Below are 25,795 nucleotides of genomic sequence, written 5' to 3' on the forward strand. Positions count from 1 at the left end.
CTTCGTGAATTGACTTTTGAATCTATGCGCTCGTCTTCCTTCCTCGTCGCTGCTGCACTCCTGCTGACTTTGCCCGCGCACGCGCAGCCCTCCAAAGGCTGGGCCCCCGTGAGCAATACCGCCCTGGCCCAGGACTACGCCCGCCGGGGCGAGCATGAGAAAGTAGTTTTTCTGTTTGAAAAGCTGCCGCTGGAAGAGCAAACCAGCCTGGCCACCTTCCCGGTCTACATCGCGTCGCTGCAGGCGTTGAAGCGCTATAAGGATGCCGAGAAGCTGGCCAAAAAAGCCATTAAGCTGCGCCCCGAGGATGCCACGCTGGGCGTGGCGCTGGGCGGCGCCTATCAGGCGGCCGGGGATAAGCCAGCCGCCGAAAAGCAGTGGCAGAAAGTGCTGAGCCAGCTCGCGCCCACGCAGGTGCAGCCGGTAGCCACCGAATTCAGCCGCCGCGAGCTGCCCGAATGGACCGAGCGCACCTACCTGCGCGGCCGCGCCCTGGCCAAAAACGACACCGAGTACGCCCCGCAGCTCATCCAGCTTTACACTCAGGCGGGCGACCAGCCCAAAGTGCTGGCCGAAACCCTGCGCCTGATAGCCCAGGACGACCGGCAACTGCCCTACGTGCGCAACATGCTGCAAAATGCGCTGCACGAGGAAAAAGACTTCGACGCGCTGGAAAAACAGCTGATTACCGCCATCCAGGAGCACCCCGACCAGTCGGCTTACAGCGAGCTGCTGCTGTGGCTGCAGGTGCAGCGCCGAGACTTTGGTGGGGCGCTGGTGCAGGCCCGCGCCCTGGACCGCCGCAGCCGCAGCGAGGGCGTGCGGGTGCTGGAGCTGGCCGCCATCGCGCAGCAGAACAAGGACTATGAAACGGCCATCGAAGGCTTTGCCTACGTGGTGAAAGAGTACCGCAACGGCCCGTACTACAACGGGGCCCGGCAGCGCCTGCTGCAAGCCCGCGAAGCCCAGGTGCGCGAAACCTACCCCGTAGACCAAGCCAAAGTACGCGCCCTGGTCACCGAATACGAGCAGCTGCTCACCGAGCTGGGCCGCACGCCCGATACCGCCCCCATCATCCGCAACCTGGCCAATCTCTACGCTTTTCAGCTGAATGACCGCGCCAAGGCCATGACGCTGCTCCAGCAGGTAATCGACATGCCCCGCGCCAGCGACGAGGTAGTAGACGAAGCCAAAATCACGCTGGGCGACCTCTACATTTTGAAAGGCGAGCCCTGGGAGGCCACGCTGCTCTACTCGCAGGTTGAAAAATCGCATAAAGACTCGCCGTTGGGCTACGAAGCCAAATTGCGCAACGCCCGCCTGAGCTATTATGCTGGTGATTTCAAGCTGGCCCAAAGCCACCTCGACATCCTAAAAGAAGCCACCACCCGCGAAATCGCCAACGACGCCATGCAGCTCTCGCTGCTGATTCAGGACAACACCGTGGAGGACACGCTGGGTCTTGGCCTGAAAGCCTACGCCGCCGTAGAGCAGCTGGTGTTCCAGAACAAGATTCCGGAGGCCATTAAAGGACTGGATGCGCTGCTGGAACGCTTCCCCGGCCATTCGCTGGCCGACGATACGTACTACCTGAAAGCGCAGCTCCAGCGCCGCACCGGCGACTTCCCCGGCGCCATTGCCACGCTGGAACGCATCACCGCCAATCCCCAAACCGACGTGTTGAGCGACGACGCACTATATCTGCTGGCCCGCATTCAGGAAGAAGACGTGAAGGATAAGGGCAAAGCCCAGGAGTTCTACAACCAGTTGATTGCCAGGTTTCCCGGTAGCATCTATGTGGCTGAAGCCCGCAAGCGCTTCCGCAAGCTGCGCGGCGATGGCGTGCAGTAGGAGGGAAGCAACAGAACGTCATGCTGAGCGCAGTCGAAGCATCTCTACCGGGGAAGTAATTGATTTACTCTCACAGTAGAGATGCTTCGACTGCGCTCAGCATGACGTTCTACTTGCCGTTGCGCCCTACCTAAAAAACACGAACATCAGTGCCAGGGCCAGGATAAACACCCCGTACATCAGCACATCGGTTCCGATGTATTGGCGGTATTGGCGGTAGAAATCTCGGAGCTCTTTCATGGTGCGCGGGGCTGGCAAAACGAAGCGCGAAGGTACGGCCGCCGGCGCGGGGGAGGGGTTTGGTCGTACTTTTGGACCCATTTTGACGAAGTATCCGATGCCCGTATCCGCTAGTAAACGCTGGAATTATATCCCCGACCCCGACCCTGCCCAGGTCCATAGCCTCACCCAGGCCCTCTTCATTGCCCCCGAGATAGCCGCCCTGCTGGTGCAGCGCGGCATTGCCACGCCCGAAGCCGCCGCCGCCTTCTTCCACCCCGACCTGCGCCAGCTGCCCAACCCGCTGCTGATGCGCGACATGGACCGCGCCGTGGCCCGCCTGGCTTACGCCCTGCAAGCCGGCGAGAAAGTGCTGGTGCTGGGCGACTACGACGTGGACGGCATCACGTCGGTGGCCACGGTGATGAGCTACCTCACGCCGCTATTCGGCGTGGAGCGGCTGCGCGACTACATCCCCGACCGCTATACCGAGGGCTACGGCATCTCGCACAAAGCCATTGACACGGCCGCCGATAACGGCTTTGCCCTCATCATCGCGCTCGATTGCGGCATTAAAGCCGTGGAGCAGGTGGCCTACGCCAGCAGCCGGGGCGTCGATTTCATCATCTGCGACCACCACCTGCCCGGTGAGGAACTGCCGGCTGCCGTGGCCGTGCTCGACCCCAAGCGGGCCGACTGCGAGTACCCCTATAAAGAGCTGTCGGGCTGCGGCGTGGGCTTCAAGCTGATGCAGGCGCTGGGCGAGCACCTGGGCCTGCCCCAGGCCCCCCTGCACGACTTGCTGGATTTGGTAACGGTGAGCATTGCTGCCGACATCGTGCCCATCACCGGCGAAAACCGCATTCTAGCCTCCTACGGCCTGCGGCGCTTCAACGAAGATGCCCACTTGCTGCGCCCCGGCCTGGCCGCCCTGCGCGAGCTGGCCACCCTGCGCGAAGGCCCGCTGGGCATCAGCAGCCTGATATTCGGCTTCGCGCCGCGCATCAACGCCGCTGGGCGCATGGGCGATGCCCGCCGCGCCGTGGCCATGCTGCTGGCCCCCGACCAGCAGGAAGCCCGCTACACCGCCGAAGTGGTGGACCAGATGAACCAGCAGCGGCGCGGCTCCGACCAGCACACCACCCAGGAGGCACTGGATATGATTGCCAGCGACCCCACGCTGCAAAACGCCCGCGCCACCGTGCTCTACAAGGCCGACTGGCACCAGGGCGTGCTCGGCATCGTGGCCTCGCGCTGCCTGGACCAATACTACCGCCCCACCGTCATTCTCACGCAGCGCGATGGCAAGGCCACCGGCTCGGCCCGCTCCGTGGCGGGGTTCGATGTGCACGAGGCGCTGGAATCCTGCTCGGCGCTGCTCGACCAGTTTGGCGGGCACCGCGCCGCCGCCGGCCTCACCCTGAAGGTGGAGAACGTGCCCGCCTTCCAGCGCCAGTTCGAGCAGGTAGTGGCCGATACGCTGACCACCGAACACCTGGTGCGGCCCGTGGAAATAGCCGCCGTGCTGCCCCTGAGCCGCATCACCGAAGAGTTTTTTGGTGAGCTGCGCCGCATGGAGCCTTTCGGGCCCGGCAACCCCAACCCGGTATTTGCCTCGCAACGGCTGGTGGCCGTGCCGCACAGCGCCCGCGTGGTGGGCCAGGGCCACCTCAAGCTGCGCCTGGCCCTGGCCGATGTGCAGGGCCCGGCCGTGGACGCCATCGGCTTTGGCCTGGCCGATTACCTGCCCGAGATTGAGCAGGGCCGGCCCTTCAGCGCCTGCTATACCGTGGAGCTGAACGAGTACCGGGGCCAGCGCAGCGTGCAGATGCGCCTGCTGGACGTGCGCTGGGAGTAGGTTTGCTGCACGAGTGAATACCTTGCTTCGTCTCACGGGTACAGGTCGCCGGTAATGCGGCACAATCATCTGGCTTCCCTCTCCTGTGGAGAGGGGCTGGGGGTGAGGTGTCGGCCGGGTCGTTTCAAACACAAAAAAGCTGCCTTGCGAACAAGGCAGCTGGCAGCTTTTTGCAAACGGAAAGGATTAGCGGTAAGCTACTTCCGGCTCCATGGCTTTGGCGTTGTTTACCATGTCGACCACCTTCATCATGTCGGGCACCATGTTCACGATGTGATGCTCGTGGTTGGTGGACACCAGCTTGCTGTGCAGGCTAAACGGCGAACGGCCGCGCAGGTCCAGCAGGGTGGTAATGCCGACTTCCTCGAGCAAGCCGGTCAGCTCGGGGTCCAGGCCGTCGACGCGGGAAAGGTCGGCGTAGTTGACCCACTTAAATAGATTGATTTCCTGGATGCCGGTGGCCTTGGCCAGGGCACGGCGAGCGGCGGGCGTGCGGCCTGCGCTTAGTAGCGCATCGGCGGTGGTAATGCCCTGCTCTTTCAGCTTTTTTATCTGGGCGTTGGGGATACTCGTAATCTCATTGATTTGATATTGCATTATGATTGATTAGGTGAAAAATTGTTTATATCTGATACAAATGTACGAAAAATATATCAAAAATGCAAATTTAATGCTAAATTGGTAAGATATAGTGACATTCTAATGCTTGCAAACGGCCCAATAAGCCACTAGCCCCCAGGGGATTATGGCAGGGTATTTTCGAAGGGAAAAAAGCCGCCGAAAAACGAGCTAATGCGTTGTTTTTCATTGAAAAACCAAAGAGCATAGCCGAGCAGCCCGGCCTGTCGGGCGGGCGCGGAGGACCATCCGGACGATGAACTGCTGCTACTCGCCGGCCGGGCGGGGGCGGAAGAAGTAGCTCGTTTGCTGCCCCCCTTTATAGACCAGCGAAACCGACGAGAAAATGTAGCGCAGATAATCGCCGCGCACGAGCAGCCCGCTGCTCACCGGGGCGTTAAATGACTCATTGTACTCGAACAGCTCAAGCCGGGTCAGTTGGTGCCCTTCGTAGCGCTCGGTGAGCACCTTACGGCCTTTGGCATCGTGGTACACTACTTTCTCCAGCTCGATGCCGTAGCGTTGCTTGATGGTCTGCTCCTTTACTACGCCCGAACTGGTTTGAACACCCACGGCATTGACCATGCCTTTGGGTGTGCCAGCATATCCGCACCTTGCGGTGGAGCCCGCCAAAGGAGCCCTGCGTGGCTTTAAAGGAAGAAACACGGGCTTCGGCCTGGCTCCGCGTGCGTGCCACACGGTGCAGGAGCGAATTATTGGCTGCCGCGAAGGAGTTCAGGTTGAGGGCCGCCGGCTGTACAGGTGTGGGTGGTTGCGGCGCGGCCGGGGTGTTCTGGGCGTTGGCTTGCGGGCAGGTAGCCAGTAACAGTACCGTGAGGACCGGAAGGAAATTCTTGGCGTTTGTTGGCATCTGGTAATGGTAGAAAATGCGCCCGCAATACAGGCTGGTACTACCGCTGGCGCATTACCCGCCACACCCACCACAGTAGCGGCAACTGCAAGGGCAGGCGGCCCCAGGCTAGCCAGCCAGGAATGTGCAGCTGCTCATGAATCAGGGCCATGTGCACATTGGCCGGAAACACGGCCACCAGCAGCGCCAGCAGGCCCCCGCCGGCCAGCCGCCTGGTCCGGGCCGGCAGCAGCCCCAGGCCGCCCAGCATTTCAAAAAAGCCACTCAGGTACACCAGGGCCAGTGGGACTGGCAGCATGGGCGGCATAATGGCCAGGTAAGTGGCCGGGTGCACAAAATGCCAGATGCCGGCCAGCGTGAATAATAGACTTGTTGCGAGCTATTAATCACAGATTTAAGCTGAAATTCCACAAGCCCGCACACACTCCCAGCACGTCATTGTACAGGTTCAAATTATGCAAACGTAATCGGTCTTCCAAAATTCGATAACGTTTCAATCCGCCAATGCTATGCTCTACGGTAATTCGTTCACTTGCTTGTTTTGTATTTATTTCTCGTTGTTCATCGGTGAGTTCTTTCCCTTTCGGCTTTTTGATAGGAATAAAAACTTTCCGGCAAACGTAGTCTTTCGCGAAGCCCAAAAACCCCAGGTCCAACCGCACCTTGAACTTTTTAAACCACTCTTTATCAACTGGTAAAATGCTTTTTAGCACACTGTAGTCGTGGTGTCTTCCGCCGTAACAACGGCTGATAAAACCAATCCAGCGGATGGTCGTTGAAATAACTATCTCTTTTACGGCGTGCATTTTTTTTTACCGCTATAGTAGTCTTTTTGCATCTCTTTATTTCCTGGTCGTTGCTTGCGTTGCTCCGTTCCATCGACCAATAACGTCTCGTGTTCCTGAAAATAGGCTTCAAATTCGGCCACTGTCGTAAATTCCCGCTTTGGCGCATGCCCGGTTTGCTCCAGCGCTTCTTGGAGCACCGTAATGCCTAATTCCTGGTTGCGTTTCGCGTTGGAACCGTCCATCCCACTGACCAATCCCAACAAATCATACGTCAAGTTTGCTTTGAAGCTGAATAGGGTGAAAAGCAGTAATTCTTCTTCTGTTTTAAGGGCTACTTCATACGGCGCAAAAGCCCCACGTTCAATCATATCTGTTCCATTCAACCGAAAATACGCCTGCTTAAAATGCGCCAAAAGCTGCGCAAAACGCTCCGCCGTGAGTCCCGTGGCAGCACGCCATTTACGCGAAGTAGTGAGGTTTTTTACGGAAAAGTTCATGTTCTAAATTTAAGTACAGTTTGTCGAAAATTCCGCACTTCACTCACTTCGCAACAAGTCTAATAGAGCCAGCGCGTAGCGGCTGAGGATGCGAATGGTCATATCCGGGTAAAAGTCGTGCAAAGACTCCGGGTCGCTCCAGAAGGTTGTTTAGGCAGAAAGGCCACAATCTTTTGTTGGCTAACGGCTGTTAGGGGAGCTGAGGGCAACCGTTCACCTTGTCCATCGTGCCCCAAGGCCGTACTTTTGTACCGTTAAATTAATTATTCCCACCCCGTCCATGCAAACCGCCACATCCTCCAATATTTACCAACTCAATGAAGAGCAGCTGGCCGTGCGCGACGCTGCCCGCGACTTTGCCCAGAGCGAGCTTTGGGCCGGTGTAATCGAGCGCGACGAGCACCAGAAATTCCCCGCCGCGCAAATCAAAAAGATGGGCGAGCTGGGTTTCATGGGCATGATGGTGAGCCCCGAGTACGGCGGCTCCGGCCTCGACACCGTGAGCTACGTGCTGGCGATGGAGGAAATTAGCAAGGTTGATGCTTCGTGCTCGGTTATCATGAGCGTGAACAACTCGCTGGTGTGCTGGGGCCTGGAGCAGTACGGAACCGAAGAGCAGAAGCAGAAATACTTGCCCCGCCTATGCTCGGGCGAAATTATCGGGGCCTTTGCCCTGAGCGAGCCCGAAGCCGGCTCCGACGCCACCAGCCAGCGCACCACTGCCGAGGACATGGGCGACCATTACCTCCTCAACGGTACCAAAAACTGGATTACCAACGGCACCACCGCCTCGGTGTACCTCGTTATCGCCCAAACTAACCCCGAGCTGAAGTCGCGTGGCATCAACGTGCTCATCGTGGACAAGGACATGCCCGGCTTCATCCAGGGCCCTAAGGAGAACAAGCTCGGCATCCGCGGCTCCGACACCTGCTCGCTCATGTTCACCGACGTGAAGGTGCCCAAGGAAAACCGTATCGGGGCCGACGGCTTCGGCTTCAAGTTTGCCATGCAGGTGCTGGCCGGTGGCCGCATCGGCATTGCGGCGCAGGCGCTGGGCATTGCCTCCGGCTCGCTGGAGCTCAGCCTGAAATACGCCAAGGAGCGCAAGGCCTTTGGCGTGCCGATTTCGCAGCACCAGGCCATTCAGTTTAAGCTGGCCGACATGGCGACCAACGTAGACGCGGCCCGCCTGCTCTGCCTGCAAGCCGCCGCCGACAAGGACAACCACGCCGACTATGGCAAGTCGGGGGCCATGGCCAAGCTCTTCGCCTCCAAAGTAGCCATGGACTCGGCCGTAGAGGCTGTCCAGATTCATGGTGGCTACGGCTTTGTGAAGGAATACCACGTCGAGCGCTTCATGCGCGACGCCAAGATTACCCAGATTTACGAGGGAACTTCGGAAATTCAGAAAATTGTGATTTCGCGGGATATTCTCAAGTAAGCGGGGAATTGCCTAAAATTCAGATTCATTGCACAAAACCCAGCCACTATTTGGCTGGGTTTTTAGTTTTTGTGAATTTCAAGCTGTTATATTGCATTGCGGTAGCCACCCAGTTACCCCACCCGCATCCCTCAAGGTCCTCTCGGGCCACCTGAATTATGGAAGATTACAATAAAGTCATCGAGTCGTTGGGCGTTCGCTACATCAAGGCCAAAAACTTGGTGCTGCACCAGCCCTTCACCGTGCGCAATTCCTACGACGTCGGCAACAACCTGATTCTGCTCCACAAAGGCCTCCTCACGTTTGGCGAAGAAACGATGGTGGTAGAGGAAGGCGAAATGCTGTTCATCCCCGGCGGCCGGCCCACCCGCGTGAGCTACGGCGAGGATACCAAAAACCGCGTCATTACCAACGATGACCTGATTTCGAACAAGGACAAGTTCTTTCATTCCAACGACAGCCTCGACCTCATCGGCGACGCCGAAGAAAGCCACAGCTTTGTGAGCTTCGAAGCGAAGGTGTTCGACTCGGTGAACTTCTTCGCCTCGCTCGACGTGCCGGCTTTCCTCATCTCGGGCCAGGCCAAGCTGGCCAACTTGGTGATTAAGGTGGTGGAAGAGAGCATGCAGGACCTGCCCGGCCGCGAGCGCCTCATCAACATTTACACCGAGAACATTGTGGTGGAAGTGGTGCGCTACGTGCTGCGCAACAACATGTTTGTGGAGCAGTTGGCCACCAACAGCACCTACTTCAAAGACCCCCGCCTGATTGACCTGTTCAACTACATCAAGGAGAACCTGGGCGGCGACCTCTCCAACAAGGTGCTGAGCGGCGTAGCCAACGTGAGCGAGGACTATGTGGGCCAGTATTTCAAGATGCTGACCAACATCAACCCGCAGGATTACATCGAATACCAGCGCATGGAGCGCGCCGTGTTCCTGCTGCGTACGACAAAGAAAAGCATCCGCGACATCGGCAAGGAAGTGGGCTATAAGGACACCGCCTATTTCTGCCGCCGCTTCAAGATGATGTTCGGCATTCCGGCCGGCAAGATGCGCCGCCGCGAGTCGGCCATGAATATTTAGCCGTCAAAGCTTCATGGAATGTCAGTTTGCCCGCTTCCTGTATTAGTATAGGAGGTGGGCATTTTTTTAATCCCTGCCAACGCCAAGCCCAGCATGAAGAAGTGTTTCATGGGCTAAACGGGAAAAGTGAAAAAAGTTGGTGACCGCCTTTTATGGCTGCTGGCGGTCAAAGCGCCCATCCGTAACCTGGATGGTTTTACTGGGGTCAAGGTTACTGACCGCAGTAAACTCAAAAGTGCCAGCCGCAATGCGCTTTACACTCACGTTGGTTAAGTCCACATAGGTGAGGCGAACGGTGCCAGTGTGTTGCACATCAGTGATATATGCCTCCCTCGGATTGTCATTGGGGAGAAACACTGCGTAATTAGAACATTGGTCTAAAGCAGCAGCGGGCAAAATGGGAGTTGTTTGATTGAGGGCGTATGCGCTAATCAAAAGTTGTTTCTTATAATCCGGGACGCTATTCAGAAAAATCTGTAAGCTTCCTTCCCGATTGCCAAACTTCCCATTCAGCCGCAGGTAGTAGGCGCTATCGTACGCGAACCCCCCGCCGATGCCCTGCACTTTTCCCAGCCCGCTTCCGTACCCCGTGGCCACAAAGGGCTGCCCGTTGATGTAGCAACCGGCGGTATTGGCCCCTGTGTGGGTGGCCGCCGGCAGGTCAGCTGCCGGGTATCTTTCTTGCAGCTGCTGGCAAGGAGCAGCAACGAAACCAGACAATACAAAGCGACTTTCATAGCTGATGGATTAAGAGTTAGATGATTTGAATAAAGATAGAGGAGTTGATAATGAGATTGGATTATAAAATGTAGCAGTAACGGACTTTTAAATTCAGCTTTTCCGTAGTGGCATTATGACTTCAGGCGCAATAGTGGCACATTATGGCTGCAAAAGCGTCCCAAAAAAAGGACTTTACGAAAGGGCGTATTTACCTTCTAGTGCAATAAGGCAAAGGCAAACAGGGGGCAGGAGCGTTACCGGGAATAGCTTGGGCTTGCAGTGAATCAAAGCACACTCCTAGCAGCCTCAAAAAAGGACACAATACACTTGAATGTGACTGGTGCTTTTGAGCTATTAATGTTAATGCGGGAAAAATGCTTATATGCACAAACAGACAATTTGCAACAATGCGTCTTGGGATGCTTTTCGGCCACTGCTGAATCTCGCGCATCAATCTAACGCATTATTCCGCACAAGCTTTATTTTGTAAAACTATAAAAGCAACTGTTTTAAAACGCTTCCTCCTCGCCCTATGAGGTCAGTTTACTGGCACCATATCTCACGAAAAGCAGGCACATTAAGACATTGCAGGGAAAAAGTTAGCTAGAGGGGCGGCGTTCGTTCGGTCCCGGCAGGGCGCTGGTGCCGTCGTGGCGCAGGACCACGCATCAATCGGCCTGACTATCCAAGAAATGAAGAAAGCAAAAAGCCCCGCTTCGATGAGAAGGCTTGTCCTTACCCAAAACTCAAACGCCCTTCCGGCCATGTGGCTAGAAGGGCGTTTTTGCGCGGTTGCCTAGTTGGTTTGCCGCTTTTCAAGCGGGGTCAGCCAGCAAAAAAGGTCCTCTGCGTTACCTCGGGGAAGTTAGAAAAAGATTTGGGTAAGGACAAGATTCGATGAGAAGCGGGGCTTTTTGTTTAGAAAATCACAGGGCTATTCGATGCTACGGAAACCGTCGTCTTTCGAGTGGGAGCGGTGTTCAGAAGCCTGCGCGCCGTGGTCGGTGTGGGCCGAGGCGCTGGGGCTGCTCTCGCTGCGGCCGCTACCCGAGTGGATGCCGGTGTTGCCGGACGACTTGGGGGCGCTGGCATCGGTGCTGGAGCCAGTGCTGCTGCTACCGAAGCGGCTGCCACCGTTGGCATAGACCGAGCCGCTATCGGAGCGGCCAGTGGTGCCGGCGGCCGGGCGGCTGGTACTCGCGTCGGGGGCCTGGTAGCCGTAGCTGCGGCGGCCGTAGCCGGCATCGCGCTGGCGGCCATAGTTATAGGAGCTGCTTTCGCTGCTGCCGGACTTGCTCTTGCGGGTAGCCAGCCAGGCAACGCCACCGGCCAGAATAGCGCCGCCCACTACTTTCTGGGTCGTGCTGAGGCCGTTGACTTTATCGAGGGCGCGGGTGCCGAAGTCCTTGAGCGACTGCGGCAACTGGTTCACGCTGTTGAGCACGCCGGAATCCTCAATCCACTTTTTGCCGCTGTTCAGGGCCGTATCAACCAGGGAGCCGGCCTGGTCGTTGGTTTGCTGGCCTTCGCCCTGGCGGTTATCGCCGGCGTTGGCTGTGGTTTGGTTCTGCGCGTCGGGAGTAGGAGAGGAGCTTTGGGCGCTGGGCGTGGGGGTCGATTTGCGCGAAGCGGCCGAAGCGCCGCTGGCAGTATCCGGCGTGGTGGCCGAAGATTGGGCGTTGCGCTCGGCGTTGCGCTCGGCGTTGGTCGGGTTCGAAGTTCCGAGCTGGTCTTTCTGGTTATCCATGATACTGAGACGGAAAGGGGGGTGGAGAGAAAAAAGCAAAGCCGGACACCGCAGTACCCCAGGCGTTAGATTTATTCGTAATCAGCTACCGGTTAGTTGCAATTCGCCGACTTTATTTTGGCTTTCGCGGTTCTTAACCCCCCCCCAAATCAGGGCTGCGCGTGGCGCGGCAGGGGGCGTAGTACGTGGGCGGGGTCGGCCAGCACCACGCGGCGGGCTTCCTCGCGGGCTTCCACTTCAAACTTGTTGTGGTAGTAGCCCACGCGGGCCGACTCGATGAGGTATTTCCAGAGGAAGGGAAGCAGGCCGTGCTCTTGGTACTGGCGCAGGTGCACGGCCTCGTGGGCCACCCACTCGGCATCGGCTAAGAATTCCTCGCGGGAGGCTCCGCTCAGGTGCACGGTTTGGCCCACCACCATGGCCACGCGCCGGGCTTTTAGCACGCGACGAGCAATGAAAGCGAGGGGAGAATTGGTCCAGGTCCGGAGTTTTTGCATGAAGTAGGATATATGAATATTTTGACCGCGCAGATACGAAGTAAAGAGGAGCTTGGTTGCAAGCTATAAGGTTAATATTTGTTGATAAAATTATCTTTTGTAAAGTATTTTTGCCCTTTTTAAAGAAAAAGTGCCGGACTTACGAAAAGTTTAACCTAGCTTTACCCTGTGACCTGTTCTACGAACAATAGAAATTATCGGGTACAACTGTTTTTCATCACATCTTCACTTGGCTGCAGTCAGCCTTGCCTATCGCCTAAGAAAGCTACTACTCCGGCTCTTCCGCCCTCACCTTGGAATCCGGTTTTTTGCCCCCAATCCTAACGACGGACAATGAAACACAGCCTCCTGTATTGCCTCGCCGCTACCTCGCTGGCCCTCTCCTTCTTCTTTGAACGCGCCCCCGAAGCTTCGGTTATGGCCCGTGCCTCCTTGGCACCGGTCGTGGCCGAAGCTTCGCTGCTTCCGGCCCTGACGATAGGAAAGCCCGCCACCGAGCCCCGCGACTTTGGCAACCCACCGGCCACCAGGCCCACTGCCGCCGAGCTGGCCGCCTCCCGCGACTCGCTCACCTACCACTACTACGCCCAAACCCTGGGCCTGCACCTGGCCTTCGACGAAAACAAGGACTTGCTGCGCATGGTAACCGACTGGATTGGCACGCCTTACAGCTACGGCAGCAATTCGCGCAAGGGCACCGACTGCTCGGGTTTTGTAACCCGCGTATTCCACGAAGTATATGGCATCAACCTCATTCACTCGTCGCGCGCTATGTTTAGCAACACCAAGCGTGTGGCCAAGAGCGAGATGGAAACCGGCGACCTGGTGTTTTTCCGCCGGGGCAAGGGTCCGATTTATCACGTTGGTATTTACCTGAAAGACGGCAAATTTGCCCACTCGGCCTGCAATGGCGGCGTAATGGTGAGCTCGCTGAACCAGCCCTATTACCACCGTAATTTCTACGCCGCCGGCCGCGTGCCCGCCGTCGTAGCCGCCGATGCTGCCGCGCTGGAAGAAGCCGCCACGGCCCTGGCTTCCGCCACCGAATAGGAAATTCGCGCCTGCCAAAGCGCCAGACAGAGCGCCTGACCCTTGTGGTTGGGCGCTTTTTTTGTGGCCGCCCGGAGCTGGCAACCCGGGCCAGGAGGCGGCTGAAACGGCCACCGCTTCATGCGATGCCCATTAAAAGAAACCCATACTTGCATTAAACCCGAGGCGAAGACTGTAGTCTTTGCTAAACAGCCGGTTAATGCCGTCGTATTCGGCGGCTGAACGGTGCCTTGTAGCAACGTTTCTGGCCTCATTTTTCGCGCTTATTTATGAACCGTCGACATTTCCTCCAACGAAACGCGGCCGTAATTAATACCCCGGTGGCGGCTGTGGCCGGGCGGCCCGCGCCGCTGGCCGGCCCTGCGGCCGACCTGGCCCAGCAGGACCCGCCTGAAACCGTGAGCCGCTACGCTAATAAGGAGTTGCCCACCGGCCTGGCCCGCACCACCAGCACGCTCACGCCCTACGCCGGCCCCTGGGGCTACGAGCAGGCCGCGCACCTGCTGCGCCGCTGCCTGTTTGGCCCCACCCGGCCGGAGATTCTGGCGGCGGCCGGCTCCAGCCTCACGGCGGTGCTCAATGGCCTGCTCACGGCCCCCGCCACCGCCCCCGACCCGCCCGTGAACGTGTCGGCCACCGATACCAGCGTGCCCATTGGGCAGACCTGGACGGCGCAGGTGTTCGACCAGAACTTTGAGGGCGTGCGCCGCACTTCGCTGCGCGACTGGTGGCTGGGGCAGGTGCTGGGCCAGGGCACCACGCTGGCGGAGAAGATGACGCTGTTCTGGCACAACCATTTTGTGGTGGAAATCAGCAACATTAACGATGCCCGTATGGGCTACGAATACGTGCGCCTGCTGCGCGAGCACGCCCTCGGCAACGTGAAGCAGCTGGCCAAGGACGTGACCGTGACGCCCGCCATGCTGCGCTACCTCAATGGCAACCAGAGCGTAGTGGGTGCGCCCAACGAGAACTACGGCCGCGAGCTGCTGGAGCTGTTCACGGTAGGCAAGGGGCCGCTCATCGGGCCGGGCAACTACACCAACTACACCGAGGCCGACGTGCAGGCCGCCGCCAAAGTCCTCACCGGCTGGCGCGACCTGGCTACCGTGCCCGTGGGCAGCTACTACACGGCCAGCCGCCACGATACCACGACCAAGGTGTTTTCCTCGGCCTTTGGCAATGCCAGCATTGTGGCCAGCGGCAACACCGAATACCAGGCGCTTATCAACCTGATTTTTCAGCAGGTGGAAACGGCGCGGTTTATCGTGCGCAAGCTGTACCGCTGGTTTGTGTACTATCTGATTGATACGCAGGTGGAAACGGATGTTATTCGGCCGCTGGCTACCATCCTCATTAACAATGGCTTCGATGTCGTGCCGGTGCTGCGGGCGCTGTTCAGCTCCGAGCATTTCTTCGATGCCCTGAATATGGGCTGCCTCATCAAAAGCCCGCTCGATTTCACGGTGGGGCTGTGCCGGCAGATGCAGGTGGCGTTTCCGCCCGCTACCAACGTGGCCGTGCAGTACGGCATGTGGAACTACCTCAACGGTCTGACCTTTGTGCAGCAGCAAACGCTGGGCGACCCGCCCAACGTAGCCGGCTGGGCCGCCTACTACCAGACGCCGCAGTACCACGAACTCTGGATAAACGCCGTGACGCTGCCGCGCCGCAACCAGGTTACGGACCTGTTCATTGGCTCGGGCTATACGCGCAGCGGGGTCAAAATTGCGATTGACGTGCTGGCGCTCACGCAATCGTTCCCGGCCGCCACGGCCTCAGACTGCAACCTGCTGATTGACGAGTATGTGAAGCTGATGCTGCCCATCGCCCTCACTACCAACCAGACTGCCTTCCTGAAAACCGCGCTGCTGCCTGGCCTGCCCGATTTTGAGTGGACCGTGGAGTGGCAGCAGTACCTGGCCGCGCCCACCAACACGGCTAAAAAAGCCGCTGTGACCACCAAACTGCAAGCCATGCTGCGCGCCCTAATGGGCCTGGCCGAATACCATCTTTCTTAAGCTGTTAGCTGACAGCTATTGGCTGTTAGCTTCCGCAATATCTCATTCGTCAATTGAAGCTGCTGGCTAACAGCTAACAGCTATTAGCCAGCAGCTTAATCATGAAACGTCGCGAATTTCTACAGACTACGGCTGCGGCCTCGGTTGGTACTGCTTTTCTGAGCGGGCTGCCCATTGGGGCCTACGGGCATTCGGCCCAGCTGGCGGCCCTCACCAATGCTACCACGGTTTCGGATAAGGTGCTGGTCATCATTCAGCTGCAAGGCGGTAATGATGGGCTGAACATGATTATCCCCCTAGACCAGTACCCGGCCCTGCTGGCGGCGCGCAGCAACATCGCTCTGCCCCAGACGGCCGTGTTGCCGCTCACCACGGCCACCGGCATTCATCCGGCCATGGCCTCGCTCCAGAACCTGTACCAGAACGGCAAGCTGGGCGTGGTGCAGAGCGTGGGCTACCCCACGCCCAACTTCTCGCACTTCCGGGCCACCGATATCTGGACCTCGGGCTCCGAGTCTAATGTGACCTGGACCACGGGCTGGGCCGGCCGCTACCTCGACGGCGAGTTTGCGGGCTTCCCCACCGGCTACCCCAGCACCCAGAACCCCGACCCGCTGGCCATCAGCATTGGCTCGGTGGTGAGCAACTGCGTGCAGGGTCCCACCGTGAACATGGGCATGGCCATCGCCAGCACGTCGTCTTTCTACCAGCTGCTTAGCGGTGGCGTTGATGCCGCGCCGAACACGCCGGCCGGGCATGAGCTCACTTTTATTCGGCAGGTGGTGAGCCAGACGCAGGTGTACACCACGGCCATTCAGGCGGCGGCCGGGCGGGCCCAGAACCTCTCGCCCCTGTACCCCACGGCCGGTCAGAACTCGCTGGCCGACCAGCTCAAAATAGTGGCCCAGTTGGTGGCCGGCGGCCTGAGCACCCGCATCTACGTGTGCCAGCTCGGCGGCTTCGATACGCACACGCTGCAAGTGCCCAGCACGGGCAGCACCACCGTGGGCACCCACGCCACGCTGCTGGGCAAGATTGCGGAGGCCGTGAACGCCTTCCAGGACGACCTGCGGCGGCTGGCCATCCAGGACCGGGTGGTGGGCATGACGTTCTCGGAATTCGGGCGGCGCATTCGGTCCAATTCCGGCTTCGGTACCGACCACGGCGCGGCGGCCCCGCTGCTGGTTTTTGGCACTAAGGTGAACCCCATTGTGCATGGGGCCAACCCCACGCTGCCCACCAGCGCCGGCGTGAACGACAACATTCCCATGCAGTTCGACTTCCGCAGCATCTATACCAGCATTCTGAAAGACTGGTTCCAGGTGACGCCGGCCACGCTCACGCAGCTCTTCGGGCAGCCCTTCACCTACGTGCCGGTATTGCGGCCCGGGGCTGCCACGGCCACAACGGCGGCGGCCGAGGTGGCCGAGTTCACGGTGTACCCCAATCCAGTGACGCGCGACGGCCGCACCACCGTAGCCTACGAAAGCGCCGGTGGCCACGTCCAAATCGTGATGCTCGATACCCTGGGCCGCGAGGTGCGCCGCACCGTGGACCAGGTGCTGCCCCGCGGCCCCCAGCTGCTGCCCGTGGACCTGAGCGGCCTGGCGCCAGGCGCTTACTACTGCCAGGTGCGGGAGGACCGGCGCACGGGCTCGCGCATTGTGGTGATAGAGTAAAGCGAGGAATTGTCAGGTAATGTGTTTTGGTAAATGCTGCTGATAATGAATGATTTGCATTTTGATATTGTGGATTGTTTTGGTTCTCGACCAGAAAAAAGGCAGCCCGGCCCGGCTCTTTTCCGTACAGCGAGTCAGGGGCGGCAACGGCCCTGTTTCACCTCTCCCTATTCAATACCAGCTTTATGGAAGCGCAAATCGAAAAACAACTCGAAGACATCCTGCCCGAAGACCTTGCCCGCACTTTCGAGAGCGCCTACCACGTATTTCAAGGCAAAACCGAGCACGTTGACGACCTGCTGAAAAACGGTGGCGTGCTTCTGCGCAAAGCTGCTCAGCGCTTCACGCCCACGCAGATGGTGCTCGGCATTGCCGCCATCGCCGCCGTGACGGTGGTGCTCATCAACCGCGCCAGCAACGACTAGCTGATAGCTGGCTTTCTGCTGTGGAACAGCGGATTGCCAGTCTGATATACCAAAGGCGGCCTTCTGCGGAAGGTCGCCTTTTTTGTGTCTTGCCGAAGTTGCGGAGGACCAAACCTTCGCCCCGGAGGGGCGGCATATCGGTCGTAATAATGGTGAAAATGAACGTCAAAGCCCCATCGGGGCGACATTTATTAGATGGGTGTCGCCCCGATGGGGCTTTAAAAACAGTAATCAGCGGGTTGTGCTACCGATATGCCGCTCCTCCGGGGCGAAGGTTTGATCCTCCGCAATTTCGGTGGCCTAAGGGATATCGTAAGCTGCGTCGCCTCAGCGAATGTCAATCAGGACCGGTACGGCCAGGCGCACGGCGACCGGCTGGCCGTTATGGCGACCGGGCTCGAAGCGGGGGAGGCGCAGGGCAGCCGCTAACACCGCCTCGTCCAGGGCGCTATTGATGGGCTTGAGCATGACCGGGCGCGTGACACGGCCATCGGGCTCCACCACGAAGCTGACCTGGCCCTCGCCGCTGCTGGCGCGCTCGGGGTATTCAATTAGCTCCTGCAGGGCGGCTTGCAGGCCATCGGGGCCGTTGCGGCCGGGCAGCACGGGCATCTGCTCGACTTGGCTGTACACCTGGTTTTCGGGTACCGGCGCGGCCTGGCCGGTGGGCGGCGCGGGCGGGCTGAACGAGATGTTCACCACCTGGTACATGGCCACGGGCTGGTCGTCGTAGCCCAGGGCGGGCTGCCAGCGCGGGAAGCCGCGCACGAGGCGCAGGGCTTCGTCGTCGCAGCTGGGGCAGAGGGGGTTAATGACTTCGCTGGCCCCGATGCGGCCATCGGCCTTCAGCACGAAGCGCACCGCGACGCGGCCCTGGAGGTCGCGCTGCTTTACTTCGGCGGGGGTAGCTTTGTTCTTTTGCAGGTATTGTTCCAGGGCCACATCGCCGCCGGGGAACCGGGCCGGCCGGGTGACTTCCGTGCTGGTAAATACGTGGCGTGGCGACAGGAACATCACCGGCACCGTGAGCAGCACCGCCACCGGCTGGCCCTGGTAGCGGCCCGGCAGCAGGCGCGGCATGCGCTTCACGGCGGCCAGCGCGGCGGCATCGCAGGCAGGGCTGAGCGACTGCACCACGGCTGCCTTTCGCCCCACGCCACTCACCCCCACCACCACGCGCACGAATACTCGCCCTTCAGTGCGGCCTTCGCGCACTTCCAGCGGCAGCTGAAGCTGCTTCTGCACGGCCTTTACCAAGGCCAGGTTGCCGCCGCCGTCGGGCAGGGTGGGTACCTGGTCCACGTAGTTGAATATCTGCGTGGTATCGGTGGCGTACTGGCCGTAGGACTGGGTAGCGGCGAGCCTAGGAAGAATAGTAAGGAGTAGAAAGAACAATCCACCCAACAGCCAGGGGCGGCGGTACAGGGGGCGCAGTCGCTTTAGTTGGTCGGTATTCATGCGGCAAATTTATAGCCGGGCGTAATCTGCGGCCACCCCAGTAGAGGTCCCATTCAGGGTTTTTGCGGCAGCCGGCCAAACAGCACGGGCACGGTCATGCTCACGGAGGCGGGCAGCCCGTTTAGCTTGCCTCCTACGAAGCGTGGCAGCTGCTTCACGGCGGCCAACGCGGCGGCATTGCAGTTGGCGCTCAGCCCCCGGATTACTTTAACGTCACGAATCACCCCGCTGGGGCCGACGATGAATCCCACGAATACCTTGCGGAGCAAAGAATCATTGGCTACCTCAGCGGGCATCACCAACGCCCGTTGAATGGCTTGGGCAATGGGGCGGCTACCCTCCCCGGACGGGAGGCGCGGCATCTGGTCGACCAGTTGGTAAATGCGAGTCAGCGTGTCGGCAGCTACGGATTTGGTGTCCTGAATATTGAACGTGACGGGTACCGTGAAGGAAACTGATACCGGCCTGCCCTGCTGGGTGCCGGGGATAAAGCGAGGTAGAAGCCGTACGGCGGCCAACACTTCCTCATCGCACCCCCCTCCGATGCCCTTGACAATCTTGCCGTTCCGCACCTCACCGCTTTCCGTTACCAGAAAGCTGACGAATACCCGGCCCTGCAACTGTTGCCGTAGGGCCGCTGCCGGGGGTAATGTACCAGCCGCTGAAGCGCTTCCACAATGGCCTTGTTGCCACCGCCGCCGGGCAATTGCGGCATTTGCTCCACATATGTATATTTTTTTCCCACAACCCGTTCAACTTCAGGGCTGGCTGGCGCAGTCGGGGTGACCTGAGCTACGGCAAACCGGGGTGCCGCCAGCCCCAGCAGTAAACAGAAAGCGGGAAACACAAGGGTTTTGGTGGAAAGCAGAGTAGGTTTCACCAGCGTTAGATTGAAGAGTTAAAACTTAAGAATTGGCGACGATTGGTCAGCTTCGCGCAAATTACTTTCCCTGCAGCGTCCAGCTCGTAGCCACCCGCGCATTCGGCTCCTCCGCGTTGCGCAGGAACACCAGTTCGTCGAGCTGGCCCACGCGCCAGGTTTCCAGCAGGTTATTGTAGAAGGGTGAGCCGGGGTTGCCGCTCTGGCCGCCGGGGTACACGCCGTAGGCGCGTACCTGGGGGCCCAGGGCCACCACCATGCGCCAGCTGGGGCCCTGGCGCTCGGTGGTGGCGTTCACGATGCCGGAGCCGCCGCCGCAGTCCACATCCATCTGCCCGAAGCCGGGGAGACTGAGCAGGTGCAGGATGTCGGTGCTTTTCTGGCTGGCCCAGCGCCATTTGGGGCCTTGCGCGCCGTATTTGCGGGTGAGGCTGTCCACGGCCCAGCGCAGGCTTTGGCGGGCCAGCAGGGGCAGGGTTTCGCGGGTGCGGGTGCGGCGGTCATCAATCCAGCGGCTGCTGTCTTCGGTCAGAATCAGGTTGTTGGTGCGGTCGCGGGCGGGGCGGCGGTAGGCCGGGCCTTTGGGGTCGGAAGGAAAATCATCGTCCCAAAGGCGCTTCACCAGGTTTTCGTACCACAGCTCAAACAGGCTGGGGCCCACGGCATCGGCCGTGTATTGGTAGTCCCAGCGGCGCAGGGCGGCCAGGGCCTGGCCTTCGGGCGTGGTGGCAGCTTGTGCGCCGGCCAGCGCCAGCATGCGCGGCAGCATCAGCTGGGCATTCAGGCCGAGCACGTCGTTCTGGAGTAGGCGCAGGCTGTCGGCCGTGACTATGGGCATCTGGCCGAGGCGTTGGTTAATGCGCCGGCCGCGCTCCGACGAGCCGTAATCCCAGTTCATATAATAAGGATAGTCCTGGGGCCGCACCGACGACTGGTTGGCCGACGACACGAAGCCCCGGGCCGGGTTCTTGGCGTGCGGGTTCTGGGCGGCCGGAATCCAGCCCTGCCAGTCCTGGGCCGGGTCGCGGCCGTCGAGCAGGTACTTGCCCTGCTCGTGCCACTTTAGCGGCAGGTGGCCGTTGGGCCAGATGGCAATGTCCTGGCCGGCATCGGCAAACACGAAGTTCTGGGCCGGCGCGCCGTAGCTGGCCAGCGCGGCCGTGTAGTCGGCGTAGGTGTGGGCGCGGTTGAGCTGGTAAAACGTCCGGAACTCGTTGGCCGCGTCGTGGGCCGTCCAGCGCGCCGCGTAGCCGATGGGCACGTAGGTTAGGAAGGGCTTCTGGGGGCGGTCATACACCACCGGGCCGTGGTGGGTATATAATACGGTATCGAGGCGGTCGGGCTGGCCGCGCACCCTAATGCGCTCCACCACGCGGCGCACGGGCTTCCATCGGCCACCGTGCCAGTACTCGCGCTTGTGAGCGTCCCGAAACTGCACCTGGTACCAGTCCAGCACGTCGGCGTAGGTGTTGGTTACGCCCCAGGCCGCCTGCTCATTAAAGCCGATGATGGCCATCGGCGCGCCCGGAATCGACACGCCGTACACGTTCACGCCCGGTGCCGTCAGCTGCACCTGGTACCAGATGCTGGGCAGGTTGAGCTGCAGGTGCGGGTCGTTGGCCAGCATCGGAAAGCCAGTGGCCGAGCGTGCCCCGCTCACCGCAAAGTTGTTGGAGCCCAGGTCGCGCGAAGGCTCCTGATTGGGCGCATAGGGCGCTTCGGCCGCCACGAAAGCCGGCGGCACGGGCGGCGTGGCCTGGGGCTTAAAGTCGAGCGTCGTACCCGCCGGAATCACCGGCGACTCGCGGGTGGGGTAGTCCGGAAACAGGTCGCGCATCACCGCCGGGCCGTACTTGCGCAGGGCATTGCTCATGCGCAGGTCGTCGGAGCGGCCGGTGAGGTCGAAGGCCATGTATTTGAGGATGAGGGCGCTTTTCAGCGGCTCCCAGGGCTCGGGCGCGTAGTCGAGCAGCTTGTACTCAAACGGGTAAGTGGCGGGCGTGAGGGTGTTGATATAGGCGTTGATGCCGTCGGAATAGGCCCGCGCCACTACGCTGGTCACGGGGTCGGCCAGCACGGCGGCCACCGATTTCTGCGCTCCGAAGCCCAGGCCCATGCGCCGGAAAAACCGGTCCGTTTCCAGCCGCTCCGGCCCCAGAATTTCGGCCAGCCGCCCGGCTGCTACGTGCGCCACAAAATCCATCTGCCAGAGCCGGTCGCGGGCCGTGAGGTAGCCCTGGGCCAGGTACAGGTCGTGGTCGTTTTGGGCGAAGATGTGGGGCACGCGGCGGTCGTCGTAGCGCACCGTCACGGGCTGTTGCAGGCCCGCGATAGCCAGCTGCTGCCGGGCCGGAAAGTCTTCGGGCCGCTCGCCATTCTGCCAAAAGCCCCGGTATGGGCTCAGCAGCTTGCCGAAGGGCGGCAGGTTGCCCTGTTTGGTATTCAGCACCCAGATGAGGGTGAGGCACGCGGCGAGGGTCAGTAGCGCTTTGAGCATTCGGGTTTTGGGTGTCAGGGTAAAAGCAGAGCCCAATTAACGACAATGTTGCCGTTCTGTCCTTAAAACCAGCCGCGTAGCGGCGGCAGGTTTGTAGCCAGCGGGTCATTCATAATGACAAAAGCCGCGTAGCGGCGACAGAATCCACGCGGGTTTTCTGTCGCCGCTACGCGGCTTTTATCGGTTGTGATTGGTTTGCTACAAATCTGTCGCCGCTATGCGGCTACTTATATCGTTATCGGAGTGCGACTTCGCGCACCAGCCCACCGATGCCCCACACCAGCAATTGCTGGCGAATGGCTTCGGCCTCGGGGCGCTCGCCAAACTGGCCCACGAGCACGCGGCTGCGCTGGCGGCCATCGAGCAAATCTTGGGAGATGGTCACTTTAAGCTCGGGCAGCAGCGCCTTGATGCGGGCCTGCACCGTCTGGGCATTGGCGGCATCAATAAAAGAGCCGGCCTGAATGAGGAAGCCCGCCGGGCAGTTCACCGATTCGGTGGCCGTGATGACCTCGGCCTTGCTGGTGGTGGAAGCCGCGATGAGCTTTGCCGTAGCGCCAACCCGGGCCACCGAGTCGGCGGGGCTGATGAGGGCTTCCGGGGTTACGGAGTAGGTGGTGAAGGCGGCGTCGGGGTTGGGGTCGGCGGCGAAGAGGGCGGCCAGGTTTTCGGGGGTGGAAGCGGGGCCGAGGGGCGTTTCGGGGGCTACTACTTCGGCTACCACGGTGGCGGCACCGCATTCAACCACGCCCAGGGGCTTAGCGGCAGCCTCGGATAAATCGATGATGCGCTGGTGGCGGTAGGGGCCGCGGTCGGAAACACGCACCACAACGGATTTGCCATTCTTCACATTCGTAACCCGCAGGCGGGTGCCGAAGGGCAGGGTTTTGTGCGCGCAGGTATATTTGAAGCGGTTGTAGCGCTCGCCGCTGGTGGTGCGTCGGCCTTGGAAGTAACTGCCATACCAGGAGGCCCGGCCGCGCAGCACCGTGGTGGCGGTGCGAGAGGCGGGAGCTACTTTGGTGGTACCGGGGGCGGTATGCGCCGAAGCGCCCAGCAAAGTCAGCAGAAAAAAGAAGCAACTGGAAAGGGCGAGTACTTGTAGGCGACGAAATAAAATCATGCGATTCGCAGGTGGTGAGCATGACAAACATAGACCTATCCATTTGAGCAATGCTAAAAATACGCTGACCTCTACTAACCGAATTAGGCTAAAAATTGTCCTTTATCCAGAAATTTTGCATTTAATTAATCTTCATGTTGGGGTTAAAAGTAGCCGTGAGGTTGTCTCAAAGTATATTTTGCCGAATGAGGCCTTTGGCATTGCGTAGGTGCGAAAATTAGATTATGCGACGGGTGTAAAATTTGGGCATCGCCCCCACGACTACCTTCGGAACCGGGTTGCGCGAGTCCGTTTTTTTTCGTAAGAGTAGTAGCCCACCGCCGGGCCCCAACCCTACCTTTGCCCCATGGATTTTGGCCGCCTGCCTGACCTTCGCTATGTTGATTTTAGCCTGCCGCCCGACCACCCCGAAACGGCCCGCGTGCTGGCCCGCGCCCGGCCCACGCAGCCCACGCCGGCCCGCATCTATGTCGGCTGCCCCATCTGGACGAACAAGGAGTGGCTGGGTACGTATTTCCCCGCCGGCATCAGGGAGCCCGACTACCTGCGCTACTATGCGCAGCAGTTCAATAGCATCGAGCTGAATACCACGCACTACCGCATCCCGGATGCCACTACCGTGCGGCGCTGGCGCGAGGCCGTGGGGCCGGCTTCGGGCTTTAAGTTCTGCCCCAAGCTGCCGCGCAGCATCAGCCACGAGCGGGAGTTGTTTCAGGCCGACGACCTGGTGGTGACCACGGCGCGGGCCTTCGAAGGGCTGGGCGAGAACCTGGGCTGGGCCTTTTTGCAGCTGCCGCCGCACTTCGGCCCCGAGCATTTGCCGCGCCTGGAGCGCTTCCTCGTCGACTTCCCCACTACCGTGCCGCTGGCTGTGGAGCTGCGCCACCCGCGCTGGTTTGCCGACCCGGTTTTGGCCGATGCCGTATTCGCCACCCTCGAAGCCCTGGGCAAAACGCTGGTGATAACCGACGTGGCCGGCCGGCGCGACGTGCTGCCCCTGCGCCTGACCACGCCCACGGTCTTTATCCGCTTCAACGGCCACGGCCTGCACAGCACCGACTACCAGCGCGCCGACGCCTGGGCCGAGCGCATTGCCGCCTGGGTGGCGCAGGGCGTGCACGAGGTCTACTTCTTCATCCACCAGAAAGACGTGCGCCACGCGCCGGTTTTCGCCCAGTACTTACTGGAGAAAATCCGGGGGCTTACCGGGATTGTGGTGCCGCCGCCGCACATTATTCCGCAGCCGGTGCAGGGAAATCTGTTTGGGTTTTAGGGGCTGAGCGACCCGTACGTCTGTCATGTAGAGCGCAGCGAAGCATCTTTACCGCACAACGCAATCCAATTAAAAGGATTACTGGTGGCGGGCAAGATGCAGAGCTGCGCTCTGCATGATGGACGTGCTTTAAGCAACTTCCTGTTACTGAGCAACCGCTTGCTGCAACAGCGGCCCCAACACCTGCCACACGTTTTCAGCCAGGATTTTTTGGCCCGCCGCGTTGGGGTGCACGCCGTCGGCCAGGTTCAGCGCGCGGTTTCCCAGCACGCCTTGTAACAGGAAGGGCACGAAGGGCAGCGTGTTTTTATCGGCCAGGGTGCGGAACAGGGCTTTGAACTCGGTGGCGTAGTGGGCCAGGCGGTGGCCGCCGAGCGGGCCGAGGTCGAAGGGAAACTCCAGGCCGGCCAGCACCAGTTGGGCCTCCGGATGCTGCCGCCGCACGGCGTCGATGATGAACTGCAGGTTTTGGGTGGTTTCGCGGACCGGAATGCCCCGGATGCCGTCGTTGGCCCCCAGGGCCAGCATAAACACGTCAATCGGGTGGCGGGCCAGCACGGCGGACAGGCGCTGGCGGCCCCCGGCGCTGGTTTCGCCGCTCACGCCGTAGTTGTAGGCTTTATAAAGAAGTGGTTGGTTATCGAGCCGCTGCTGAAGGAGGCTGGGGAAGCTGTTGGCGGCTGGCAGGCCGTGGCCGGCCGTGAGGCTGTCGCCGAAGAAAATGATGTTTTTCATATAGTGCTGATTTAACAGCAAACGGGGCGTTTTCGTGCCCGGTGTCACCTCACCCCCGGCCCCTCTCCGCAGGCTTCGCGCTTCAAGCGAACCGGGGCCGGGGGTGAGGTTCCCGCGTGGGGGGCAGCAAACAAACTTACTCCACCACTTCCAGCACGGTGCGGAACGAGACGTACTTGCCGGCGAAGTGTTTTTCCATGTCGGCGCGCAGGGCCGGGGCGCAGATGGCTTGGTACTCTTCCAACTGCTCCAGGCTGAGGCAGTAGTATTGGGCGGCGTAGGTGATGCCGCCTTCTTCCTCGTCGAGCAGGCGCAGAAGCTGGCTCTTGATGAAAAACCCGGTGTCCATTACTTCAGGAATGTGGGTGGTGCGCATGTAGTCGAGCCATTCGTCGGCGGCGGTGGGCTCGAGGCTGCTGGTGACGTTGTAGAGAATCATAATTCGATGAGATAGTGAGGTGA

The 25,795-nt window shown here is 60.1% G+C and carries 24 protein-coding genes; 9 read left to right on the forward strand and 15 right to left on the reverse strand.

Features of this window, described 5'->3' with window-relative positions:
• Positions 1 to 24: 24 nt before the first annotated feature.
• Complete coding sequence (locus KQ659_RS00700) at positions 25 to 1,851, forward strand: tetratricopeptide repeat protein (protein ID WP_216690451.1); 1,827 nt, start codon at positions 25 to 27, stop codon at positions 1,849 to 1,851.
• Between the two features lie 337 nt (positions 1,852 to 2,188).
• Positions 2,189 to 3,928 (forward strand): single-stranded-DNA-specific exonuclease RecJ, encoded by a 1,740-nt coding sequence (gene recJ / locus KQ659_RS00705; RefSeq protein ID WP_216679261.1) that lies wholly within the window; start codon positions 2,189 to 2,191, stop codon positions 3,926 to 3,928.
• Between the two features lie 186 nt (positions 3,929 to 4,114).
• Here the strand turns inward: recJ and KQ659_RS00710 are convergent, their stop codons facing one another.
• From KQ659_RS00710 to KQ659_RS00730, 5 genes are all read right to left on the reverse strand, one after another.
• Positions 4,115 to 4,525 (reverse strand): DUF4332 domain-containing protein, encoded by a 411-nt coding sequence (locus tag KQ659_RS00710; protein ID WP_216679260.1) that lies wholly within the window; start codon positions 4,523 to 4,525, stop codon positions 4,115 to 4,117.
• Positions 4,526 to 4,813: 288 nt separating this feature from the next.
• Complete coding sequence (locus KQ659_RS00715; RefSeq protein WP_216690450.1) at positions 4,814 to 5,131, reverse strand: hypothetical protein; 318 nt, start codon at positions 5,129 to 5,131, stop codon at positions 4,814 to 4,816.
• A gap of 326 nt (positions 5,132 to 5,457) precedes the next feature.
• Positions 5,458 to 5,751 (reverse strand): DoxX family protein, encoded by a 294-nt coding sequence (locus tag KQ659_RS00720; RefSeq protein ID WP_226929790.1) that lies wholly within the window; start codon positions 5,749 to 5,751, stop codon positions 5,458 to 5,460.
• A gap of 52 nt (positions 5,752 to 5,803) precedes the next feature.
• Positions 5,804 to 6,223: a transposase family protein gene (locus KQ659_RS00725; protein ID WP_216680677.1), complete on the reverse strand. Its 420-nt coding sequence runs from the start codon at positions 6,221 to 6,223 to the stop codon at positions 5,804 to 5,806.
• Complete coding sequence (locus KQ659_RS00730; RefSeq protein ID WP_216680531.1) at positions 6,211 to 6,702, reverse strand: transposase family protein; 492 nt, start codon at positions 6,700 to 6,702, stop codon at positions 6,211 to 6,213. The genes KQ659_RS00725 and KQ659_RS00730 overlap by 13 nt, the downstream gene beginning before the upstream one ends.
• 280 nt (positions 6,703 to 6,982) lie before the next feature.
• Between KQ659_RS00730 and KQ659_RS00735 the strand changes: the two genes are divergently transcribed.
• Together KQ659_RS00735 and KQ659_RS00740 are read left to right on the forward strand one after the other, a co-directional pair.
• Positions 6,983 to 8,143 (forward strand): acyl-CoA dehydrogenase, encoded by a 1,161-nt coding sequence (locus KQ659_RS00735; protein ID WP_216679257.1) that lies wholly within the window; start codon positions 6,983 to 6,985, stop codon positions 8,141 to 8,143.
• 158 nt (positions 8,144 to 8,301) lie between these two features.
• Positions 8,302 to 9,228, forward strand: coding sequence for a helix-turn-helix domain-containing protein (locus KQ659_RS00740; protein WP_216679256.1), 927 nt, complete (start codon positions 8,302 to 8,304; stop codon positions 9,226 to 9,228).
• Positions 9,229 to 9,378: 150 nt separating this feature from the next.
• Here the strand turns inward: KQ659_RS00740 and KQ659_RS00745 are convergent, their stop codons facing one another.
• The 3 genes from KQ659_RS00745 to KQ659_RS00755 form a co-directional block, all read right to left on the reverse strand.
• Positions 9,379 to 9,948 carry a hypothetical protein gene (locus KQ659_RS00745; RefSeq protein ID WP_216685600.1) on the reverse strand — a complete coding sequence of 190 codons (570 nt, stop codon included), beginning with the start codon at positions 9,946 to 9,948 and terminating at the stop codon, positions 9,379 to 9,381.
• A gap of 934 nt (positions 9,949 to 10,882) precedes the next feature.
• Positions 10,883 to 11,695, reverse strand: a complete 813-nt coding sequence (locus KQ659_RS00750; protein WP_216685599.1) for a hypothetical protein — start codon at positions 11,693 to 11,695, stop codon at positions 10,883 to 10,885.
• A 149-nt stretch (positions 11,696 to 11,844) separates the two neighbouring features.
• Positions 11,845 to 12,192 carry a DUF4157 domain-containing protein gene (locus tag KQ659_RS00755; RefSeq protein WP_216679253.1) on the reverse strand — a complete coding sequence of 116 codons (348 nt, stop codon included), beginning with the start codon at positions 12,190 to 12,192 and terminating at the stop codon, positions 11,845 to 11,847.
• Between the two features lie 333 nt (positions 12,193 to 12,525).
• On the opposite strand from KQ659_RS00755, the gene KQ659_RS00760 reads away from it, so the two are divergent.
• From KQ659_RS00760 to KQ659_RS00775, 4 genes are all read left to right on the forward strand, one after another.
• Positions 12,526 to 13,242, forward strand: coding sequence for a C40 family peptidase (locus tag KQ659_RS00760; RefSeq protein ID WP_216690449.1), 717 nt, complete (start codon positions 12,526 to 12,528; stop codon positions 13,240 to 13,242).
• A 269-nt stretch (positions 13,243 to 13,511) separates the two neighbouring features.
• The gene (locus KQ659_RS00765; protein ID WP_216685597.1) at positions 13,512 to 15,263 is read left to right on the forward strand and encodes a DUF1800 domain-containing protein; all 1,752 of its coding nucleotides are present in this window, start codon (positions 13,512 to 13,514) and stop codon (positions 15,261 to 15,263) included.
• 101 nt (positions 15,264 to 15,364) lie between these two features.
• Positions 15,365 to 16,942 carry a DUF1501 domain-containing protein gene (locus tag KQ659_RS00770; protein WP_216690448.1) on the forward strand — a complete coding sequence of 526 codons (1,578 nt, stop codon included), beginning with the start codon at positions 15,365 to 15,367 and terminating at the stop codon, positions 16,940 to 16,942.
• Positions 16,943 to 17,127: 185 nt separating this feature from the next.
• On the forward strand, positions 17,128 to 17,367 hold the full coding sequence (locus tag KQ659_RS00775) for a hypothetical protein (RefSeq protein WP_216679249.1): 240 nt from the start codon (positions 17,128 to 17,130) through the stop codon (positions 17,365 to 17,367).
• Positions 17,368 to 17,694: 327 nt separating this feature from the next.
• Here KQ659_RS00775 and KQ659_RS00780 read toward each other — a convergent pair whose 3' ends face one another.
• The 5 genes from KQ659_RS00780 to KQ659_RS00800 form a co-directional block, all read right to left on the reverse strand.
• On the reverse strand, positions 17,695 to 18,825 hold the full coding sequence (locus tag KQ659_RS00780; protein ID WP_216690447.1) for an energy transducer TonB: 1,131 nt from the start codon (positions 18,823 to 18,825) through the stop codon (positions 17,695 to 17,697).
• A 53-nt stretch (positions 18,826 to 18,878) separates the two neighbouring features.
• The gene (locus tag KQ659_RS00785) at positions 18,879 to 19,445 is read right to left on the reverse strand and encodes a TonB family protein (RefSeq protein WP_216690446.1); all 567 of its coding nucleotides are present in this window, start codon (positions 19,443 to 19,445) and stop codon (positions 18,879 to 18,881) included.
• Complete coding sequence (locus tag KQ659_RS00790) at positions 19,412 to 19,705, reverse strand: hypothetical protein (RefSeq protein ID WP_216690445.1); 294 nt, start codon at positions 19,703 to 19,705, stop codon at positions 19,412 to 19,414. The genes KQ659_RS00785 and KQ659_RS00790 overlap by 34 nt, the downstream gene beginning before the upstream one ends.
• A 61-nt stretch (positions 19,706 to 19,766) precedes the next feature.
• Positions 19,767 to 22,202, reverse strand: coding sequence for a penicillin acylase family protein (locus KQ659_RS00795; protein ID WP_216690444.1), 2,436 nt, complete (start codon positions 22,200 to 22,202; stop codon positions 19,767 to 19,769).
• Between the two features lie 235 nt (positions 22,203 to 22,437).
• On the reverse strand, positions 22,438 to 23,325 hold the full coding sequence (locus tag KQ659_RS00800; protein WP_216679245.1) for a septal ring lytic transglycosylase RlpA family protein: 888 nt from the start codon (positions 23,323 to 23,325) through the stop codon (positions 22,438 to 22,440).
• A gap of 346 nt (positions 23,326 to 23,671) precedes the next feature.
• Between KQ659_RS00800 and KQ659_RS00805 the strand changes: the two genes are divergently transcribed.
• A complete protein-coding gene (locus KQ659_RS00805) occupies positions 23,672 to 24,598 on the forward strand; it encodes a DUF72 domain-containing protein (protein ID WP_216679244.1) in 927 nt (308 codons plus the stop codon).
• A gap of 144 nt (positions 24,599 to 24,742) precedes the next feature.
• On the opposite strand, the gene KQ659_RS00810 is transcribed toward KQ659_RS00805, so the two are convergent.
• A complete protein-coding gene (locus KQ659_RS00810; protein WP_216679243.1) occupies positions 24,743 to 25,333 on the reverse strand; it encodes an arylesterase in 591 nt (196 codons plus the stop codon).
• A 136-nt stretch (positions 25,334 to 25,469) separates the two neighbouring features.
• Entirely contained in the window at positions 25,470 to 25,772 is a 303-nt protein-coding gene (locus KQ659_RS00815) for a DUF4286 family protein (RefSeq protein ID WP_216679242.1), read from the reverse strand.
• Between the last annotated feature and the right edge of the window lie 23 nt (positions 25,773 to 25,795).

The sequence above is a fragment of the Hymenobacter siberiensis genome (assembly GCF_018967865.2).
GTDB classification, from domain to species: domain Bacteria; phylum Bacteroidota; class Bacteroidia; order Cytophagales; family Hymenobacteraceae; genus Hymenobacter; species Hymenobacter siberiensis.

Bases quoted from the DNA above. Each gene is read 5' to 3' on its own strand.
- KQ659_RS00700 (WP_216690451.1), top strand. From the start codon at position 25: ATGCGCTCGTCTTCCTTCCTCGTCGCTGCTGCACTCCTGCTGACTTTG.
- recJ (WP_216679261.1), top strand. From the start codon at position 2,189: ATGCCCGTATCCGCTAGTAAACGCTGGAATTATATCCCCGACCCCGAC.
- KQ659_RS00710 (WP_216679260.1), bottom strand. From the start codon at position 4,525: ATGCAATATCAAATCAATGAGATTACGAGTATCCCCAACGCCCAGATA.
- KQ659_RS00715 (WP_216690450.1), bottom strand. From the start codon at position 5,131: ATGGTCAATGCCGTGGGTGTTCAAACCAGTTCGGGCGTAGTAAAGGAG.
- KQ659_RS00725 (WP_216680677.1), bottom strand. From the start codon at position 6,223: ATGCACGCCGTAAAAGAGATAGTTATTTCAACGACCATCCGCTGGATT.
- KQ659_RS00730 (WP_216680531.1), bottom strand. From the start codon at position 6,702: ATGAACTTTTCCGTAAAAAACCTCACTACTTCGCGTAAATGGCGTGCT.
- KQ659_RS00735 (WP_216679257.1), top strand. From the start codon at position 6,983: ATGCAAACCGCCACATCCTCCAATATTTACCAACTCAATGAAGAGCAG.
- KQ659_RS00740 (WP_216679256.1), top strand. From the start codon at position 8,302: ATGGAAGATTACAATAAAGTCATCGAGTCGTTGGGCGTTCGCTACATC.
- KQ659_RS00750 (WP_216685599.1), bottom strand. From the start codon at position 11,695: ATGGATAACCAGAAAGACCAGCTCGGAACTTCGAACCCGACCAACGCC.
- KQ659_RS00755 (WP_216679253.1), bottom strand. From the start codon at position 12,192: ATGCAAAAACTCCGGACCTGGACCAATTCTCCCCTCGCTTTCATTGCT.
- KQ659_RS00760 (WP_216690449.1), top strand. From the start codon at position 12,526: ATGAAACACAGCCTCCTGTATTGCCTCGCCGCTACCTCGCTGGCCCTC.
- KQ659_RS00765 (WP_216685597.1), top strand. From the start codon at position 13,512: ATGAACCGTCGACATTTCCTCCAACGAAACGCGGCCGTAATTAATACC.
- KQ659_RS00770 (WP_216690448.1), top strand. From the start codon at position 15,365: ATGAAACGTCGCGAATTTCTACAGACTACGGCTGCGGCCTCGGTTGGT.
- KQ659_RS00775 (WP_216679249.1), top strand. From the start codon at position 17,128: ATGGAAGCGCAAATCGAAAAACAACTCGAAGACATCCTGCCCGAAGAC.
- KQ659_RS00780 (WP_216690447.1), bottom strand. From the start codon at position 18,825: ATGAATACCGACCAACTAAAGCGACTGCGCCCCCTGTACCGCCGCCCC.
- KQ659_RS00795 (WP_216690444.1), bottom strand. From the start codon at position 22,202: ATGCTCAAAGCGCTACTGACCCTCGCCGCGTGCCTCACCCTCATCTGG.
- KQ659_RS00800 (WP_216679245.1), bottom strand. From the start codon at position 23,325: ATGATTTTATTTCGTCGCCTACAAGTACTCGCCCTTTCCAGTTGCTTC.
- KQ659_RS00805 (WP_216679244.1), top strand. From the start codon at position 23,672: ATGGATTTTGGCCGCCTGCCTGACCTTCGCTATGTTGATTTTAGCCTG.
- KQ659_RS00810 (WP_216679243.1), bottom strand. From the start codon at position 25,333: ATGAAAAACATCATTTTCTTCGGCGACAGCCTCACGGCCGGCCACGGC.
- KQ659_RS00815 (WP_216679242.1), bottom strand. From the start codon at position 25,772: ATGATTCTCTACAACGTCACCAGCAGCCTCGAGCCCACCGCCGCCGAC.